Raw genomic sequence first — 14,419 nt, forward strand, 5'->3', positions numbered from 1 at the left:
GGCGGTTAAGGTTCGTGCAGGTTTATCGGCCCCACGAGTGTTCAATGTTCAACCGCTCCCTGTGTGCAACCCTGTCCAGCCTGCTGCTCGCTGCCGTCGCGCTGCCGGCACAGGCCAATTGGTATCTGGACGGCGAGTCGTCGCGGCTGTCGTTCGTCAGCACGAAGAACGCCAATGTTTCCGAAGTGCAGCGCTTTCTGGTGCTGCACGGTAAGGTCGACCCTAACGGTCGCGCCGAAGTCGAAGTCGAGCTGGACTCGATCAACAGCGGCATCCCGCTGCGCGACGAGCGCATGCGCAAGGAGCTGTTCCAGATCGAGCAATTCCCCGAAGCGACCATCACCACCCAGATCGACCTGCGCCCGATCAACGATCTGGCCCCCGGTGCGCAACTGGAATTGCGTCTGCCGCTGACCGTCAACCTGCACGGCAAGCAACATGAATACCCGGCCGAACTCTTGGCAACGCGCCTTGATGATCGCCGCTTTCAGGTGGTGACGCTGGAGCCGCTGGTGATCAACGCCGAGGATTTCGATCTGCTGCCAGGGCTGGAAAGCCTGCGCAAGCTCGCCGGTCTGTCGGCCATCAGTCTGTCGGTGCCGGTGGGTGCGGTGCTGATCTTCACGGCGCGCTGACATGCGCGGCGCGGTGTTCCCGTGGCGGGACGGCAACCGGTTCGAACTGCTGATCGACGGTCCGCAATTCTTTCCGCGCATGCTCGAGCAGATTGCTGGCGCGCAGGAGCAGATCGAACTGGAGTTGTATCTGGTCGAGGCTGGCGCCTGTGCCGAAACCATCGTGCAAGCGCTGGTGCTGGCCGCCGAGCGCGGTGTGCGTGTGCGTTGTCTGTTCGACGATTACGGCAGCCTCGCCTTCACCCTCAATCTGCGTCAGCGCCTGATCCAGTCCGGGGTTGAACTGCGTTTCTACAATCGGCTGAACTGGCGGCGCTGGGTCGGCAACTTCTATCGGGATCACCGCAAATTGCTGCTGGTCGATCAATGTCTGGCGGTGGTCGGTGGCACCGGTGTCACCGATGAGTTCTGGACGCCGGGCCATGACAGCAGCGAATGGCACGAAGTGATGGTCGAGATCCGCGGGCCGTTGGTGATCGACTGGCAATTGCTCTTTGATCGTCAGTGGATTGCCAACCGTTATCGCCGCGCCTGGCGCCCGGCCGCGCATTTCGGTCTGCCGCGTTTGCCTCGAGTGCCGGACAAGGGCGAGGGCATGGGCCGCGTGGCGTATGCCGACGCCCGCCAGCACCGCGACATTCTGCAGTCGCTGTTCCGCGCCTTGAACAGTGGGCAAAAACGCATCTGGATGGCCACGCCGTACTTCCTGCCAACGTGGAAAATCCGCCGCTCCCTGCGCAAGGCTGCCGCGCGCGGTGTTGATGTGCGGTTGCTGCTGACCGGGCCGCGCACCGATCACCCGTCAGTGCGCTACGCCGGGCATCGTTATTACCCGCGACTGCTCAAGGCCGGGGTGCAGATCTTCGAATACCAGCCGTGTTTTCTGCATTTGAAAATGGTGCTGGTGGACGATTGGGTGAGCATCGGTTCGTGCAACTTCGACCACTGGAACCTGCGCTTCAATCTGGAGGCGAATCTGGAGGCGCTGGACCCGTCGTTGACGGCAGCGGTAGAGGCGAGTTTTGTGAAGGACTTCGGGCTGAGCCAGCAGGTGAGTCTGGAGGAGTGGCAGCGCCGGCCGTTGTGGCGACGGGTCAAGCAGCGGGTGTGGGGCTGGGTGGATCGGGTGGTGGTCAATATTCTCGACCGCCGCGGGTAAAACCGATTTTGAATACACCCTAAATCCAATGTGGGAGCGAGCCTGCTCGCGAAAGCGGTGTGTCAGTCAGCAATTGTTTATCTGAATGACCGCTTTCGCGAGCAGGCTCGCTCCCACAGGGTTTTGCGGTGTGCTTGCGGTTACAGCAATTCAAAGCTCTGCTGCGTCACGTTCTGGGAATCCAGGCCGATCTGCACGTTGAACTTGCCAGGCTCTGCCGCGTACTTGAGCTGGGCGTTGTAGAACTTCAGGTCATCCTCGGTGATGGTGAAGTGCACGACTTTCTGTTCGCCGGCCTTGAGCATGATTTTCTGGAAGTTCTTCAGTTCTTTCACCGGGCGGATCATCGAACCGGTGACGTCCTGGATGTACAACTGCACCACGGTTTCGCCGTCACGCTTGCCGGTGTTTTTCACCATGACGCTGGCGTCGAGCTTGCCAGTGGCGTTGAGGGTGGTTGACGACAGCGCCATGTCGCTCAGGGCGAAGTTGGTGTAGCTCAGGCCGTAACCGAACGGGAACAGCGGCCCGGTGGTGTCATCGAAATACTGCGAGGTGTAGTTGCCCGGTTTGCCCGGCGTGAACGGCCGGCCAATGCTCAGGTGGTTGTAGTAGGTCGGGATCTGGCCCACGGAGCGCGGGAAGGTCACCGGCAGTTTGCCCGACGGGTTGTAGTCGCCGAACAGCACGTCGGCGATGGCATTGCCGCCTTCGGTGCCGCTGAACCAGGTTTCCAGAATCGCGTCAGCCGACTGGTTCTCTTCGAGAATGGTCAGCGGACGGCCGTTCATCAGTACCAGCACCAGCGGTTTGCCGGTGGCTTTCAGCGCACGGATCAGCTCGCGCTGGCTTTCCGGGATATTCAGGTCGGTGCGGCTGGAGGATTCGTGGGACATGCCACGGGATTCACCTACCGCAGCCACGATCACGTCAGCGTCCTTGGCGGCTTTTACCGCTTCGTCGATCAGCACGTTGGCCGGGCGCGGGTCATCGACCACTTCCGGCGCATCGAAGTTGAGGAAGTTCAGGTAATCCAGCACCTTCTTGTCGCTGGTGATGTTGGCGCCACGGGCGTAGATCAGGTTCGACTTATTGCCGATCACCGAACTCATGCCGTCGAACAGCGTCACCGATTGCGCAGGGCGCCCGGCGGCGGCCCAGCTGCCCATCATGTCGATCGGCGCTTTGGCCAGCGGGCCGACCAGCGCGACTTTTGCGTCTTTCTTCAGCGGCAGGGTTTCGTTCTGGTTCTTCAGCAACACCAGGCTGCGACGCGCGACTTCGCGGGCCTCGGCACGGTTCAGACGGCTTTCGGCGTAGGTGTCGGCCGGATCATCTTCAGCCTTGCCGATGCGCAGGTACGGGTCCTTGAACAGGCCCATGTCGTACTTGGCCGCGAGCACTTCACGCACGGCGTTGTCGATGTCTTTCTGTTCGATCTCGCCAGACTTGAGCAGGCCCGGCAGCTCTTTGCCGTAGAGGGTGTCGTTCATGCTCATGTCGATGCCGGCCTTGATCGCCAGCTTCGCCGCTTCACGACCGTCGCGGGCGACACCGTGCTTGATCAGTTCGAAGATCGCGCCGTGGTCGCTGACCGCCAGGCCTTTGAAGCCCCAGTCGCGGCGCAGCAGATCGTTCATCAGCCAGGTGTTGGCGGTGGCCGGAATGCCGTTGATCGAGTTCAACGCGACCATCACACCACCGGCGCCGGCATCGATCGCGGCGCGGTACGGCGGCAGGTAATCCTGATACATCTTCACCGGACTCATGTCGACGGTGTTGTAGTCGCGGCCGCCCTCGACCGCGCCGTACAGGGCGAAGTGCTTGACGCTGGCCATGATGCTGTCGGCGGCGCTCGGGGTGGCACCCTGATAGGCGCGGACCATGACGCCAGCGATGCGCGAAGTCAGGTAAGTGTCTTCACCGAAACCTTCGGAGCTGCGGCCCCAGCGCGGGTCGCGAGAGATGTCGACCATCGGCGCAAAGGTGATGTCGAGGCTGTCGGCGGCGGCTTCTTTCGCGGCCACGCGTCCGGACTGGCCGATGGCGTCCATGTCCCAGCTCGAGGCGAGGGCCAGCGGAATCGGGAAAATCGTACGGTGACCGTGGATCACGTCGTACGCGAAAAACATCGGAATCTTCAGGCGACTGCGCATGGCAGCGTCCTGCATCGGACGGTTTTCCGCACGGGTGATCGAGTTGAACGTGCCGCCGATGTTGCCGGTGGCGATCTCTTTGCGGATCAGTTCGCGGGGCATTTCCGGGCCGATGCTGATCAGGCGCAGCTGGCCGATTTTTTCATCGAGGGTCATTTGATTCATCAGATTGCTGATGAATGCGTCCTTGTTTTCCAGAGGTACCGGGGTCGTGGCGGCCAATACTTGATGACTGGCCAGGCTGACGAACAGACCCAGCAAACACAGCTTCTTCATGAATATTTTTCTCAAGGGCCCAAACGGCGAGGTAACGCCGGCCAGCCAAAATTTAGGGAGCGACTATTGTTGTTCGGGTGCAGGCTCGAAAACACCGAGCCAAAAACGACAGCCGACACTCGGCAGCGTGAACGCGCAGGGCACTTTTTAGCCCATTGGCCCGTCGTAATCCAGCGACGCGGCCGATTATGCCCCAAGAGCCCGCCAAGAATGTTTCGCGCTCGGTTTTTATAATGAAATGTGCCAAGGAGCATCACTGCGATGAATGTAAGCCCAACCAATCGCTCGCGTTTGCAGGTCGCCACGCTGCTGGTGCTGGCCACGTTGTTGACCGCGTGCGGCATCAACAATATCCCGACCCTCGACGAACAGGCCAAAGCCGCGTGGGGCCAGGTGCAGAACCAGTACCAGCGCCGCGCCGACCTGATCCCCAATCTGGTGGAAACGGTGAAAGGTTATGCAGCTCACGAGCAGGAAACGCTGACCGCAGTGATCGAGGCGCGGGCGAAAGCCACGTCGATCCAGGTCGACGCCAGCACCCTCGACAACCCGGAAAAACTCAAGCAGTTCCAGCAGGCGCAGGATCAACTGACCGGTGCGTTGAGCCGCTTGATGGTGGTCTCCGAGCGCTATCCGGATCTGAAAGCCAACCAGAATTTCCTCGCCCTGCAATCGCAACTCGAAGGCACGGAAAACCGCATCGCCGTGGCGCGCCGCGATTTCATTCTGGCGGTGCAGAAATACAACACCGAAATCCGCACCTTTCCCGGTCGTCTCTGGCACAGCGTGATGTACAGCGACCTGCCGATCCGCGAAACCTTCGAAGCCACCACGCCCGGCGCGGAAAAAGCCCCGGAAGTGAAATTCTGATTCGAGGTTGTCCATGCGTGTGCTGAAAATGGGCCTGGTGCTGATGCTGTGGCTGTTCGCCCTCAGCGCCCAGGCCGAGTTGACGTTCCCGGCGCTGAGCGGCCGGGTGGTGGACGAAGCGCAGATGATCGACCCGTCGGTGCGCGCGCAACTGGGCCAGCAGTTGCAGGCCCACGAGCAGGCGACCGGCGAGCAATTGGTCGTGGTCACGGTGCCGGATCTGCAAGGCACCACCATCGAAGATTTCGGCGTTCAGCTCGGCCGGCATTGGGGCATCGGCCAGAAGGACAAGAACAACGGTGCACTGCTGATCGTCGCTCGTGACGAGCGCAAACTGCGCATCGAAGTCGGTTATGGCCTGGAAGACCGACTGACTGACGCGCAGACTTCGGTGATCATCCATCAAGTCATAACCCCAGCCTTCAAGACCGGCAATTTCAGCAAAGGCATCAGCGATGGCGTCGCGGCGATGCTGGTGGTGCTCGGTGGCAATCCGCTGGATGAACCGTCGACGGTGTATGAGTCCAGCGGTGATCCGGCCGACGATTTCATCTCGCGGCACCCGGCACTGTTCGTGTTTTTAGTGATGTTGTTCATCTTGACGGTGTTTGTCTGCCAGATGCTCGGTATCCTGCCCGCTGGCCGTGGCGGCTCCGGAGGAGGGGGCGGCTTTGGCGGTGGCGGCGGCTTTGGCGGCGGTGGTGGAGGCGGTGGCTTCAGCGGCGGCGGGGGCAGTTTCGGCGGCGGCGGTTCGTCCGGCGGCTGGTGAGATCAGAAGAATAATGAGCAGGCACTTTTCAACATGGCATTACTGACTGAACACGAACAACGCAAAGTCGCCGAGGCGATCGCCCGGGTCGAGCGCGACACCGACGCCGAACTGGTGACGGTGCTGGCCGCCCGCGCCGATGACTACGCGTACATCCCGCTGTTGTGGGCGAGCCTTTTGGCACTGGTGGTGCCGGGCGTCGTGCACTACCTGACCGGGTGGCTGACCCTGCACAGTCTGCTGCTGGTGCAGTGGGGCGCGTTCATCGTGCTGTGCCTGCTGTTTCGTTTGCCGAAAATCACTACCCATCTGATCCCGCGCCGCGTGCGGCATTGGCGCGCATCCAACCTGGCGCGCCGGCAGTTTCTCGAGCAGAACCTGCACCACACGGTGGGCAGCACCGGCATGCTGATTTTTGTTTGCGAGGCGGAGCGGTATGTGGAGATTCTGGTGGATGAGGGGATTTCCAAACGGCTCGATAATAAGAGTTGGGATGCGATTGTTGCGGCGTTTACCGAGCAGGTCAGGCAGGGGCGCACGTTGGAGGGATTTGTGACGTGTATCGAGGCGTGTGGGGAATTGCTGAAGGTGCATGTGCCGGTGACGCAGGTGAGGAATGAGTTGCCGAATCGGTTGGTGGTGTTGGGTTAGGTTGCAGATTTTTTATTCGGCTTGAGGGCCATACCCTCACCCCAGCCCTCTCCCAGAGGGAGAGGGAGCCGACCGAGGTGTCTTGCGCTGGACATCGACTTGGAAAAACGTATCGATTTTGGATTCAAAGCAAATCGTTCAAGTCGGTGTATCTCGTCAATATCCCCCAATCAGTCCCCTCTACCTCTGGGAGAGGGCTAGGGTGAGGGCCGCTTTACGAACCGTTGGGTAAATAAGAGCGTGTCCCCAACCCCCATCCCCCCTAAAATACCCGCCATTCCCGATTTCGCCCGTCCGAGGCCGCTTTTTCATGTCCGTTACTGCCCCGTCCATCAAGCCTGCGCCCGATCACCACGCCCAGTTCATCGAGCTGCTGCAAACCAGCCTCGAACAGAACGGTTTCATCAAACTGGTGCTGGCCAAGTACGTCGGTGACGAAGCGGATCTGCAGCGGGTCATCATCAAAGCGGTGACGGTCAAGGCGCAGCCGAATCTGTCGTTCGTCTATCGCTACAAAACCCGTGACATCACCAAAAACCTGCCCTTGGTTGAAGGCGTGGCGACGATTGCCGCGCTGTTGCCGGCCTCGTTCAAAAATGCGCATTTACTCGCGGTGGCTGACGAAGCCCAGCTCGAATACAGCAAAAAGGGCAAGTCTTCGCTGTTCAAGAGCAAACCTCAGCAATTGCGCGAAGCGCCGTCCGCCGAACACAACCGTGAGAAAAATCGTTATCTCGAACTGAGCCGGCCGTTCCTTAAGGACTTGGGCGTGACCAACACCCAGCACGAGCTGATCCCGGCAATGTCGCGCAAGTGGAAGCAGATCAACAAGTTCATCGAAGTGTTCAGCCACGCCCTGACCTCGTCGCCGCTGGCGCTGGACAAACCGGTGCGGGTGGCGGATTTCGGTTCGGGCAAGGGTTACCTGACGTTCGCGATTCACGATTACCTGCGCAACACCTTGAACGCCGAGGGCGAAGTCACGGGTGTCGAGTTGCGTGAGGAAATGGTCAACCTGTGCAACGCTGCGGCGGCGAAGCTCGATCATCCGGGACTGGTGTTCAAGTGCGGTGACGTGCGCAGCGTGGCGCCGAGCGAGCTGGACGTGATGATCGCCCTGCATGCCTGCGACATCGCCACCGACTACGCGATCCACACCGGCATCCGTTCGGGCGCGTCGATCATCATGTGCTCGCCGTGCTGCCATAAACAGATTCGCTTGCAGATCCAGAGCCCGGCGCTGCTCAAACCGATGCTGCAATACGGTTTGCATCTGGGGCAGCAGGCAGAAATGGTCACCGACAGCCTGCGCGCATTGTTCCTTGAGGCCTGCGGGTATGAGACCAAGGTCTTCGAGTTCATCTCGCTGGATCACACCAACAAAAACAAGATGATTCTGGCGGTGAAACGCGCCGAGCCGGTGGACCCGGCGCAGTTGTTGGTGAAGATTCAGGAGTTGAAAGACTTCTACAACATCAGCGAGCACTGCCTGGAAACCCTCCTGCGCGCTGACGGCTACCTGGCCTGACACAAAAACCTGTGGGAGCGAGCTTGCTCGCGAAGGGGCCATAACAGCCAACATCATCGTTGACTGTCAGTCCGCCTTCGCGAGCAAGCTCGCTCCCACATTTGATTTCACCGCGGTTTTGCGGCCGAGCATGACAGTGGCGATGACTCCGCAGGCAAACACCCAAGTAATCGGCTCGACATGTTCACCAAAGAACAGCGCCGAAAACGCGATGGTGAAGAAAATCTGCAGCAACTGGATCTGACTGACCCGGGCAATGCCGCCCATGGCCAGCCCGGCGTACCAGGCAAAGAAGCCGAGAAACTGCGAAAACAACGCCACATAACCAAACGCCCACCAGGTTTTCGTCGACACGGCACCGTGATGTTGCAGCGCCAGATACAACACAGGCCCGATCAACAGCGGCGTCGACAGCACCAGCGCCCAGCAGATCACCTGCCAGCCGCCCATCTCCTTGGCCAAGCGGCCGCCTTCGGCGTAGCCCAGTCCACCAACGGCAATCGCGCCGAGCATCAGCAAATCACCCGCCTGAATACTGCCGGCCCCGGTATACAACGCATAACCGAGTACCAACGCACTGCCCAGCGCCGCGCAGGCCCAGAAGGCTTTTGACGGGCGCTCATGGGACAACCACGCGGCATACAGCGCCACGCACAGCGGTTGCAGGCCGTTGACCAGCGCACCGTGGGACGCCGGCAAGGTTTGCATGGCCCACGCCGACAGCACCGGAAAACCCAGAATCACCCCGGCGATCACCAGACTCAGACCTTTGACTTGCTGCCAGGTTGGCCACTTCTCGCGGCGCCACAGCAACAGCAACGCCGCAGGAATCGCTGCAAACAATGCGCGACCCAAACCGTTGAGCAATGGATGCAGTTCCTGCACAACGATGCGGGTGAAGGGCAGGGTGAGACTGAAAATCACCACGCCGAGCAGACCGAGGGCCATGCCGGTGTTTTCGCGCGAGGACATGATGGGAGACCAGAATCGTAGGGAATTGGAAGGTGTCCTCATCTAGCCATAATCCGCGAATTTCGGGGTGTTACAGCTAGGCACGGACTTAGGCGTACAGTTTCAGGGCCTCTTCGCGAGCAGGCTCGCTCCCACATTTGGAATGCATTCTTCCTGTGGGAGCGAGCCTGCTCGCGAAGAACGATGACACGGTCTCAGGTAGTAGCCGGTTGTTACCCGACCTCGCGGATAAGGTCTACCTTCAATACTCCCAAGCATTCCCTCCAGAGGAGTCCTCCCCATGGCCGCGAAAAAGATCCTGATGCTGGTCGGCGATTACGTCGAAGACTACGAAGTGATGGTGCCATTCCAGGCCCTGCAAATGGTCGGTCACACCGTCCACGCCGTGTGCCCGGACAAGGCCGCCGGCAAAACCGTGCGCACCGCGATCCATGACTTCGAAGGCGATCAGACCTACAGCGAAAAGCCTGGTCACCTGTTCGCCCTCAACTTCGATTTCGCCAAGGTCAACGAAGCCGATTACGACGCGCTGTTGATCCCCGGCGGGCGTGCCCCGGAATACCTGCGCCTGAACGAAAAAGTCCTCGAGCTGGTGCGTGCCTTCGACAAGGCCGGCAAACCGATTGCCGCCGTTTGCCACGGCGCACAATTGCTGGCAGCGGCGGGCGTGCTTGAAGGTCGCGAATGCAGCGCCTATCCGGCCTGTGCGCCGGAAGTGCGACTGGCGGGTGGCACGTACATCGACATTCCGGTGACGGACGGCCACGTTCAAGGCAATCTGGCCACTGCACCGGCGTGGCCGGCGCATCCGAACTGGCTGGCCGGGTTTCTCGGTTTGCTCGGTACTAAAATCACTCTGTAACGAGGAATCGCCGATGTGCGAGCTCTACGTTAAAGCTGACCCGATTCTCTACGAGTCACGCTCGCGCTCGCTGCGCATCTGCGGCGTGGTGACCACGTTGCGGCTGGAGAATCAGTTCTGGGACATCCTCAGCGAAATCGCCGAGGTCGACGGTATGACCACCAACCAGTTGATCGCCAAGCTGTATGAAGAGGTGATGGATTATCGCGGCGAAGTGGTGAATTTTGCTTCGTTCCTGCGGGTGAGTTGTATGCGCTATTTGAGTCAGCGGCGGGTGAATAAGCCGGAGTTGTCGGTGGTGCGCGCGGTGGTGAAATAGCCGGCACCGAGTTGCCTCATTCGCGAGCAGGCTCGCTCCCACAGTAGCTCTTCAGTGAACACTCAGTATCCAGTGTGGGAGCGAGCCTGCTCGCGAAGAGGCCGGTACAGGCGACAGATGTTCTGGACTGGTCTTTACTCTGAAACGCGAAATCTCTCAATCGCCAAGGAGCAACGAGCATGTCCGGATGGTACGAAATCAGTAAAAGCAGCAACGGCCAGTTCAGGTTCGTGCTGAAAGCGGCGAATGCCGAAACGATTCTGACCAGCGAGCTGTACACCACTCGCGCAGCGGCCGACGGCGGCATCGCGGCGGTGCAAACCAACAGCCCGCTCGATGAGCGCTACGAGAAGAAGTCGACGAAGGACGGTCATCCGTACTTCAATCTGATAGCGGCCAATCATCAGGTCATCGGCAGCAGCGAGGCGTATTCATCGGATGCGGCGTGCGATAAAGGCATTGCCAGCGTCAAGGCGAACGGGCCGAGCAAGGTGATCAAGGACAAGACCTTGCCGGTGCTCTGACCTCACTTTCAAATCCATTGCAAATCCACTGTGGGAGCGAGCCTGCTTGCGAAAGCGGTGTATCAGTCAACATCATCATCGACTGATACACCGTCTTCGCGAGCAGGCTCGCTCCCACATTGGGTTTTGCGTTTTACCGGGAGGTCAGCGCACGGTCTTGAGGATCATTTGCAGCTGAGTCTGGCCCGCCTCACTCAACGGGAAGACCGGCAAGCGTGGATCGCCCACCTCCAGCCCGGTCTGTCGCAACCCGGCCTTGATCGTCGCCGGCAACCCACCCTTGAGTATGAAATCCAGCAGCGGCAACTGGCGATAGAACAGATCCCGCGCCCGATCCAGATCGCCGGCCATGGCGGCCTCGTACAAATCCAGATTCAACTGCGGGATCAGGTTCGGCGCGGCCGTGCACCAGCCTTTCGCCCCGGCGGCAAACGCCTCCAGCGCCAACGGATTGTAGCCGTTGTAGAACGGCACCTGGCCTTCGCCGAGCAATTGCAGCTTGTGCATGCGCTGAATATCGCCGGTGCTCTCCTTGACCATGGTCACGTTTTCCACGCCATTGACGATGCGTAGAATCAAATCCACCGACATGTCGGTGCCGCTGGTGGCCGGGTTGTTGTAGAGCATGATCGGCACGCCGATGCTCTCGCCGATGGCGTGGTAGTGGGCGAGGATTTCCGCCTCGGTGAGTTTCCAGTACGAAGCCGGCAGCACCATTACCACATCGGCGCCATGGGCTTCAGCGAAACGCGCGCGGCGTACGGCTTTGGCGGTGGTCAGGTCGGACACGCTGACAATCGTCGGTACGCGTTTGGCCACGTGCTTGATGCTGAACTCGGCAACCTGATCCCACTCCGCATCGCTCAGGTAAGCGCCTTCGCCGGTGCTGCCCAGCGGCGCGATGGCGTGGACGCCGCTGTCGATCAGGCGATCGATCGATTGACCGAGCGCTGGCAGGTCCAGCCCTTCGCCGTTGGCGCCGAACGGGGTGATGGTGTAGCCGATGATGCCGTGAATAGTGGACATGGGAATCTCTCCGTAACAGGGTTCAGTTCAGGCAATCGGCGTGTTGGCGCAGGTTCTGCCGGGCGTAGTAGTTGAAGGCCGCGGCGTGGCGCTTGGGCTTGGCGATCCAGTCGTGCGCCTCGCGGCCCAGCTCAGGAATGATCGGTTTGATCGTACCGGCCGCCATCGCCAGCAGTTGCAGTTTGGCCGCGCGCTCGATCAATTGGGCAATGACACACGCCTCTTCAATGGTTGTGCCGGTCGACAACTGACCGTGGTGCGAAAGCAGGATCGCGCGTTTTTCGCCCAGCGCACCGGCAATCAACTCGCCTTCTTCGTTGCCCACCGGTACCCCCGGCCAGCCTTCGAGAAACGCGCAGTCTTCGTACAGCGGGCACAAATCCATGTGGGAAATCTGCAGCGGCACTTCCAGCATCGACAGCGCCGCCACGTGCGTCGGGTGAGTGTGGATGATGCAGTTCACATCCGGCCGGGCGCGGTATACCCAGCTGTGGAAACGGTTGGCCGGGTTGGCCATGCCGTGACCTTCGAGGACTTCCAGATCCTCGTTGACCAGCAGCAGATTGCTCGCAGTGATTTCGTCGAAACCCAGGCCCAATTGCTGAGTGTAATAGGTGCCGGGTTGCGGGCCACGGGCGGTGATTTGCCCGGCCAGACCTGAGTCATGACCGTTCTCGAATAGAATCCGGCAGGTCAGGGCCAGCTTTTGCCGGTCTGTCCACGTATTATCCGCCAGGCTTTTTTGCATCTGGGTCAGCGCTTGCTTGACCAGTTGGTCTTTGGGTAGTGCTAATGTCTTGGCCATGTCTGTGTCCTTTGAGTGAGTGCAAATGACACTAAAGAGGCTATATGACACAAAGTGTCATTGGCAAGCACAAATCGTCGCTTCCTTGCTGGAATAACCGCTGCGCATGTCTATCCGTTTGAAATTATTGAGAAAAAAACTTGGCGTAACCCTTGAGGCACTGGCCGAAAAATCCGGCATGACCAAGAGTTATCTGTCCAAAGTCGAGCGCGGGCTGAACACCCCGTCGATTGCGGCCGCGTTGAAACTGGCGAAAGCGCTGAATGTGAAAGTCGAGGAATTGTTCTCCGAAGACAACGTCAGCCTCGACAGCTACAGCCTGGTGCGCAGCCACGAGCGTCAGTCACTCGCCGCCAATGATCAGAGCCCCGGTTATGCCGTGCTGGCCCATCAGGTCAGCGAGCGCAACCTGCTACCGTTCATCATCTACCCGCCAAAAGAGTTCAGCGACAAGACCTTCAAGGAGCACTTGGGCGAGGAGTTTCTGTTCGTTCACGAAGGGCAGGTGGAAGTGGATTTCATGAACGAGAAGGTGCTGCTGGAGCGTGGCGACGCGCTGCACTTCAATGCGCAGAAGCCGCACCGGATCAGATCGGTGGGGGATGTGCAGGCGCAGTTGCTGGTGGTGGTGCACAGCGCCGAAGAATGAGTTGCCCCCAAAAGCTTCGCGAGCAGGCTCGCTCCCACAGGTTGAATGCATTCCAGATGTGGGAGCGAGCCTGCTCGCGAAGGCGTCAGACCGGTTTACATCAAACCTCGACGGGCACCGACAATTTCGGGCTGCCGAGCGCATGGCTCTTCGCATCAAAAAACCGCAACTCAACCCCCGTCCCCTCAAACACCTTTGCGTAATGCCGCTTCTGATGCTGAACGAACGCCGCACTGCGCGGGTAAATCGAGATCGCCACCGTCGCCGGTTTCGCCAAACGCAGAGCCCGCACGATGTGCGCATCCTGCTCGCCCAACGCATGACCAAAGATGCACAAACTGCCGCCATGCCCGAGCAATTGCTCATAACAGAACGACAGATAATCCGAACTGCGAATGGTCTTGAGCTTGTCTGCACTCGGCCCTTCGGTGACGAACAGCGGCACGTCATCCAGTGTCTTGATCGTGTTGTTGATGGCGAAACTGCCGAGCAACGTGCCCTCGGTCGAGGTCAGTTTGCGCGCGGTGCCGTCCTGATTGCGCACCAGGTGCAGACCGCCGTGCAGGTACAGCAAACGTGGTTTGTCGGTGGTGCTTTCGCTCAGATCGAAACTGGCATTCGGGCCGTTGAACAGGTCGTCGATGGCCTCGCTTTGGTGTTGCAGCGCCCAGTAGTTGAGCAGGTCGTAATTGGTGGTGAACACCGTGCGATAGCGCGCCAGTTCTTCATTCAGCGTCGCCAAAGTTGAAGCTTTCACCAGTCGCCAAGGAATGTGCACCGCGTGCACGGTGTTGATCAGCGCTTCCTTGATCGCGTAGTAGCGATTGCGCGGTGCCGCCGAGCTGACGGCCAGGGCCTTGTTGACTCGGCTGGTGGTTTTCAGCGCGCCAAGTACCTGCTCGAAACTGCGCGTCTGCATCGCGTCGAACACTGCCAGTTCCGAGGGGCTCAGCGGTTTTTCTTCCACAGTGCGGGCATTTTCGAACAGCGAGTCGTAGCCGAAGTCGTCCCACACCGCACGGCTGGCGCCATTGCCCACCAGCAAACCGCTGAAATCGGTCGCGGCGCGCAGGGTGTTCCAGTCTTCGAGGCTGGCGTCGACATCGAGAAAATCGGTCATTGCGTAGGCGGTCTCAAAACATAGGGGCTGATGGACGGCGACTTTATCACGAGCGGGCATTGAGCCAGATCAACATCGCTCGTGACCGATCGGTCGAT

Annotated in this window: 15 protein-coding genes; 10 read left to right on the forward strand and 5 right to left on the reverse strand. The window is 59.9% G+C overall.

The features are described 5' to 3' along the window. Positions 1-44 precede the first annotated feature (44 nt). The gene (locus CCX46_RS06745) at positions 45-635 is read left to right on the forward strand and encodes a YceI family protein (protein WP_127926143.1); all 591 of its coding nucleotides are present in this window, start codon (positions 45-47) and stop codon (positions 633-635) included. Position 636: 1 nt separating this feature from the next. Further along, complete coding sequence (locus tag CCX46_RS06750) at positions 637-1,794, forward strand: phospholipase D-like domain-containing protein (protein ID WP_127926144.1); 1,158 nt, start codon at positions 637-639, stop codon at positions 1,792-1,794. A 140-nt stretch (positions 1,795-1,934) separates the two neighbouring features. Here the strand turns inward: CCX46_RS06750 and bglX are convergent, their stop codons facing one another. Then, positions 1,935-4,226 carry a beta-glucosidase BglX gene (gene bglX, locus CCX46_RS06755; protein WP_127926145.1) on the reverse strand — a complete coding sequence of 764 codons (2,292 nt, stop codon included), beginning with the start codon at positions 4,224-4,226 and terminating at the stop codon, positions 1,935-1,937. A gap of 261 nt (positions 4,227-4,487) precedes the next feature. Here bglX and CCX46_RS06760 point away from each other — a divergent pair, with 261 nt between their 5' ends. The 4 genes from CCX46_RS06760 to CCX46_RS06775 all read left to right on the forward strand — a co-directional run bounded on the left by CCX46_RS06760 (position 4,488) and on the right by CCX46_RS06775 (position 8,044). Then, a complete protein-coding gene (locus CCX46_RS06760) occupies positions 4,488-5,096 on the forward strand; it encodes a LemA family protein (RefSeq protein WP_095119162.1) in 609 nt (202 codons plus the stop codon). 13 nt (positions 5,097-5,109) lie between these two features. Then, positions 5,110-5,865: a TPM domain-containing protein gene (locus tag CCX46_RS06765; protein ID WP_127926146.1), complete on the forward strand. Its 756-nt coding sequence runs from the start codon at positions 5,110-5,112 to the stop codon at positions 5,863-5,865. Between the two features lie 33 nt (positions 5,866-5,898). Beyond that, positions 5,899-6,516 (forward strand): TPM domain-containing protein, encoded by a 618-nt coding sequence (locus CCX46_RS06770; protein ID WP_127926147.1) that lies wholly within the window; start codon positions 5,899-5,901, stop codon positions 6,514-6,516. Between the two features lie 310 nt (positions 6,517-6,826). Next, positions 6,827-8,044 carry a class I SAM-dependent methyltransferase gene (locus CCX46_RS06775; protein ID WP_127926148.1) on the forward strand — a complete coding sequence of 406 codons (1,218 nt, stop codon included), beginning with the start codon at positions 6,827-6,829 and terminating at the stop codon, positions 8,042-8,044. A 66-nt stretch (positions 8,045-8,110) separates the two neighbouring features. Here the strand turns inward: CCX46_RS06775 and CCX46_RS06785 are convergent, their stop codons facing one another. Beyond that, the gene (locus tag CCX46_RS06785) at positions 8,111-9,016 is read right to left on the reverse strand and encodes a DMT family transporter (RefSeq protein WP_127926149.1); all 906 of its coding nucleotides are present in this window, start codon (positions 9,014-9,016) and stop codon (positions 8,111-8,113) included. A gap of 280 nt (positions 9,017-9,296) precedes the next feature. On the opposite strand from CCX46_RS06785, the gene CCX46_RS06790 reads away from it, so the two are divergent. The 3 genes from CCX46_RS06790 to CCX46_RS06800 all read left to right on the forward strand — a co-directional run bounded on the left by CCX46_RS06790 (position 9,297) and on the right by CCX46_RS06800 (position 10,721). Further along, positions 9,297-9,878 (forward strand): DJ-1/PfpI family protein, encoded by a 582-nt coding sequence (locus CCX46_RS06790; RefSeq protein WP_127926150.1) that lies wholly within the window; start codon positions 9,297-9,299, stop codon positions 9,876-9,878. Between the two features lie 13 nt (positions 9,879-9,891). Then, a complete protein-coding gene (locus CCX46_RS06795; protein ID WP_127926151.1) occupies positions 9,892-10,197 on the forward strand; it encodes a ribbon-helix-helix domain-containing protein in 306 nt (101 codons plus the stop codon). 179 nt (positions 10,198-10,376) lie between these two features. Next, on the forward strand, positions 10,377-10,721 hold the full coding sequence (locus CCX46_RS06800) for a YegP family protein (RefSeq protein WP_127926152.1): 345 nt from the start codon (positions 10,377-10,379) through the stop codon (positions 10,719-10,721). A gap of 144 nt (positions 10,722-10,865) precedes the next feature. Here CCX46_RS06800 and CCX46_RS06810 read toward each other — a convergent pair whose 3' ends face one another. Beyond that, positions 10,866-11,747, reverse strand: coding sequence for a dihydrodipicolinate synthase family protein (locus CCX46_RS06810; RefSeq protein WP_127926153.1), 882 nt, complete (start codon positions 11,745-11,747; stop codon positions 10,866-10,868). A gap of 22 nt (positions 11,748-11,769) precedes the next feature. Next, on the reverse strand, positions 11,770-12,552 hold the full coding sequence (locus CCX46_RS06815; RefSeq protein WP_127926154.1) for an aldolase: 783 nt from the start codon (positions 12,550-12,552) through the stop codon (positions 11,770-11,772). A 106-nt stretch (positions 12,553-12,658) separates the two neighbouring features. Between CCX46_RS06815 and CCX46_RS06820 the strand changes: the two genes are divergently transcribed. Then, complete coding sequence (locus CCX46_RS06820) at positions 12,659-13,201, forward strand: helix-turn-helix domain-containing protein (protein ID WP_102900220.1); 543 nt, start codon at positions 12,659-12,661, stop codon at positions 13,199-13,201. A 100-nt stretch (positions 13,202-13,301) separates the two neighbouring features. Here CCX46_RS06820 and CCX46_RS06825 read toward each other — a convergent pair whose 3' ends face one another. After that, positions 13,302-14,321, reverse strand: coding sequence for a DUF4917 family protein (locus CCX46_RS06825; RefSeq protein WP_127926155.1), 1,020 nt, complete (start codon positions 14,319-14,321; stop codon positions 13,302-13,304). Between the last annotated feature and the right edge of the window lie 98 nt (positions 14,322-14,419).

The sequence above is a fragment of the Pseudomonas sp. RU47 genome, from assembly GCF_004011755.1.
Classification (GTDB): domain Bacteria; phylum Pseudomonadota; class Gammaproteobacteria; order Pseudomonadales; family Pseudomonadaceae; genus Aquipseudomonas.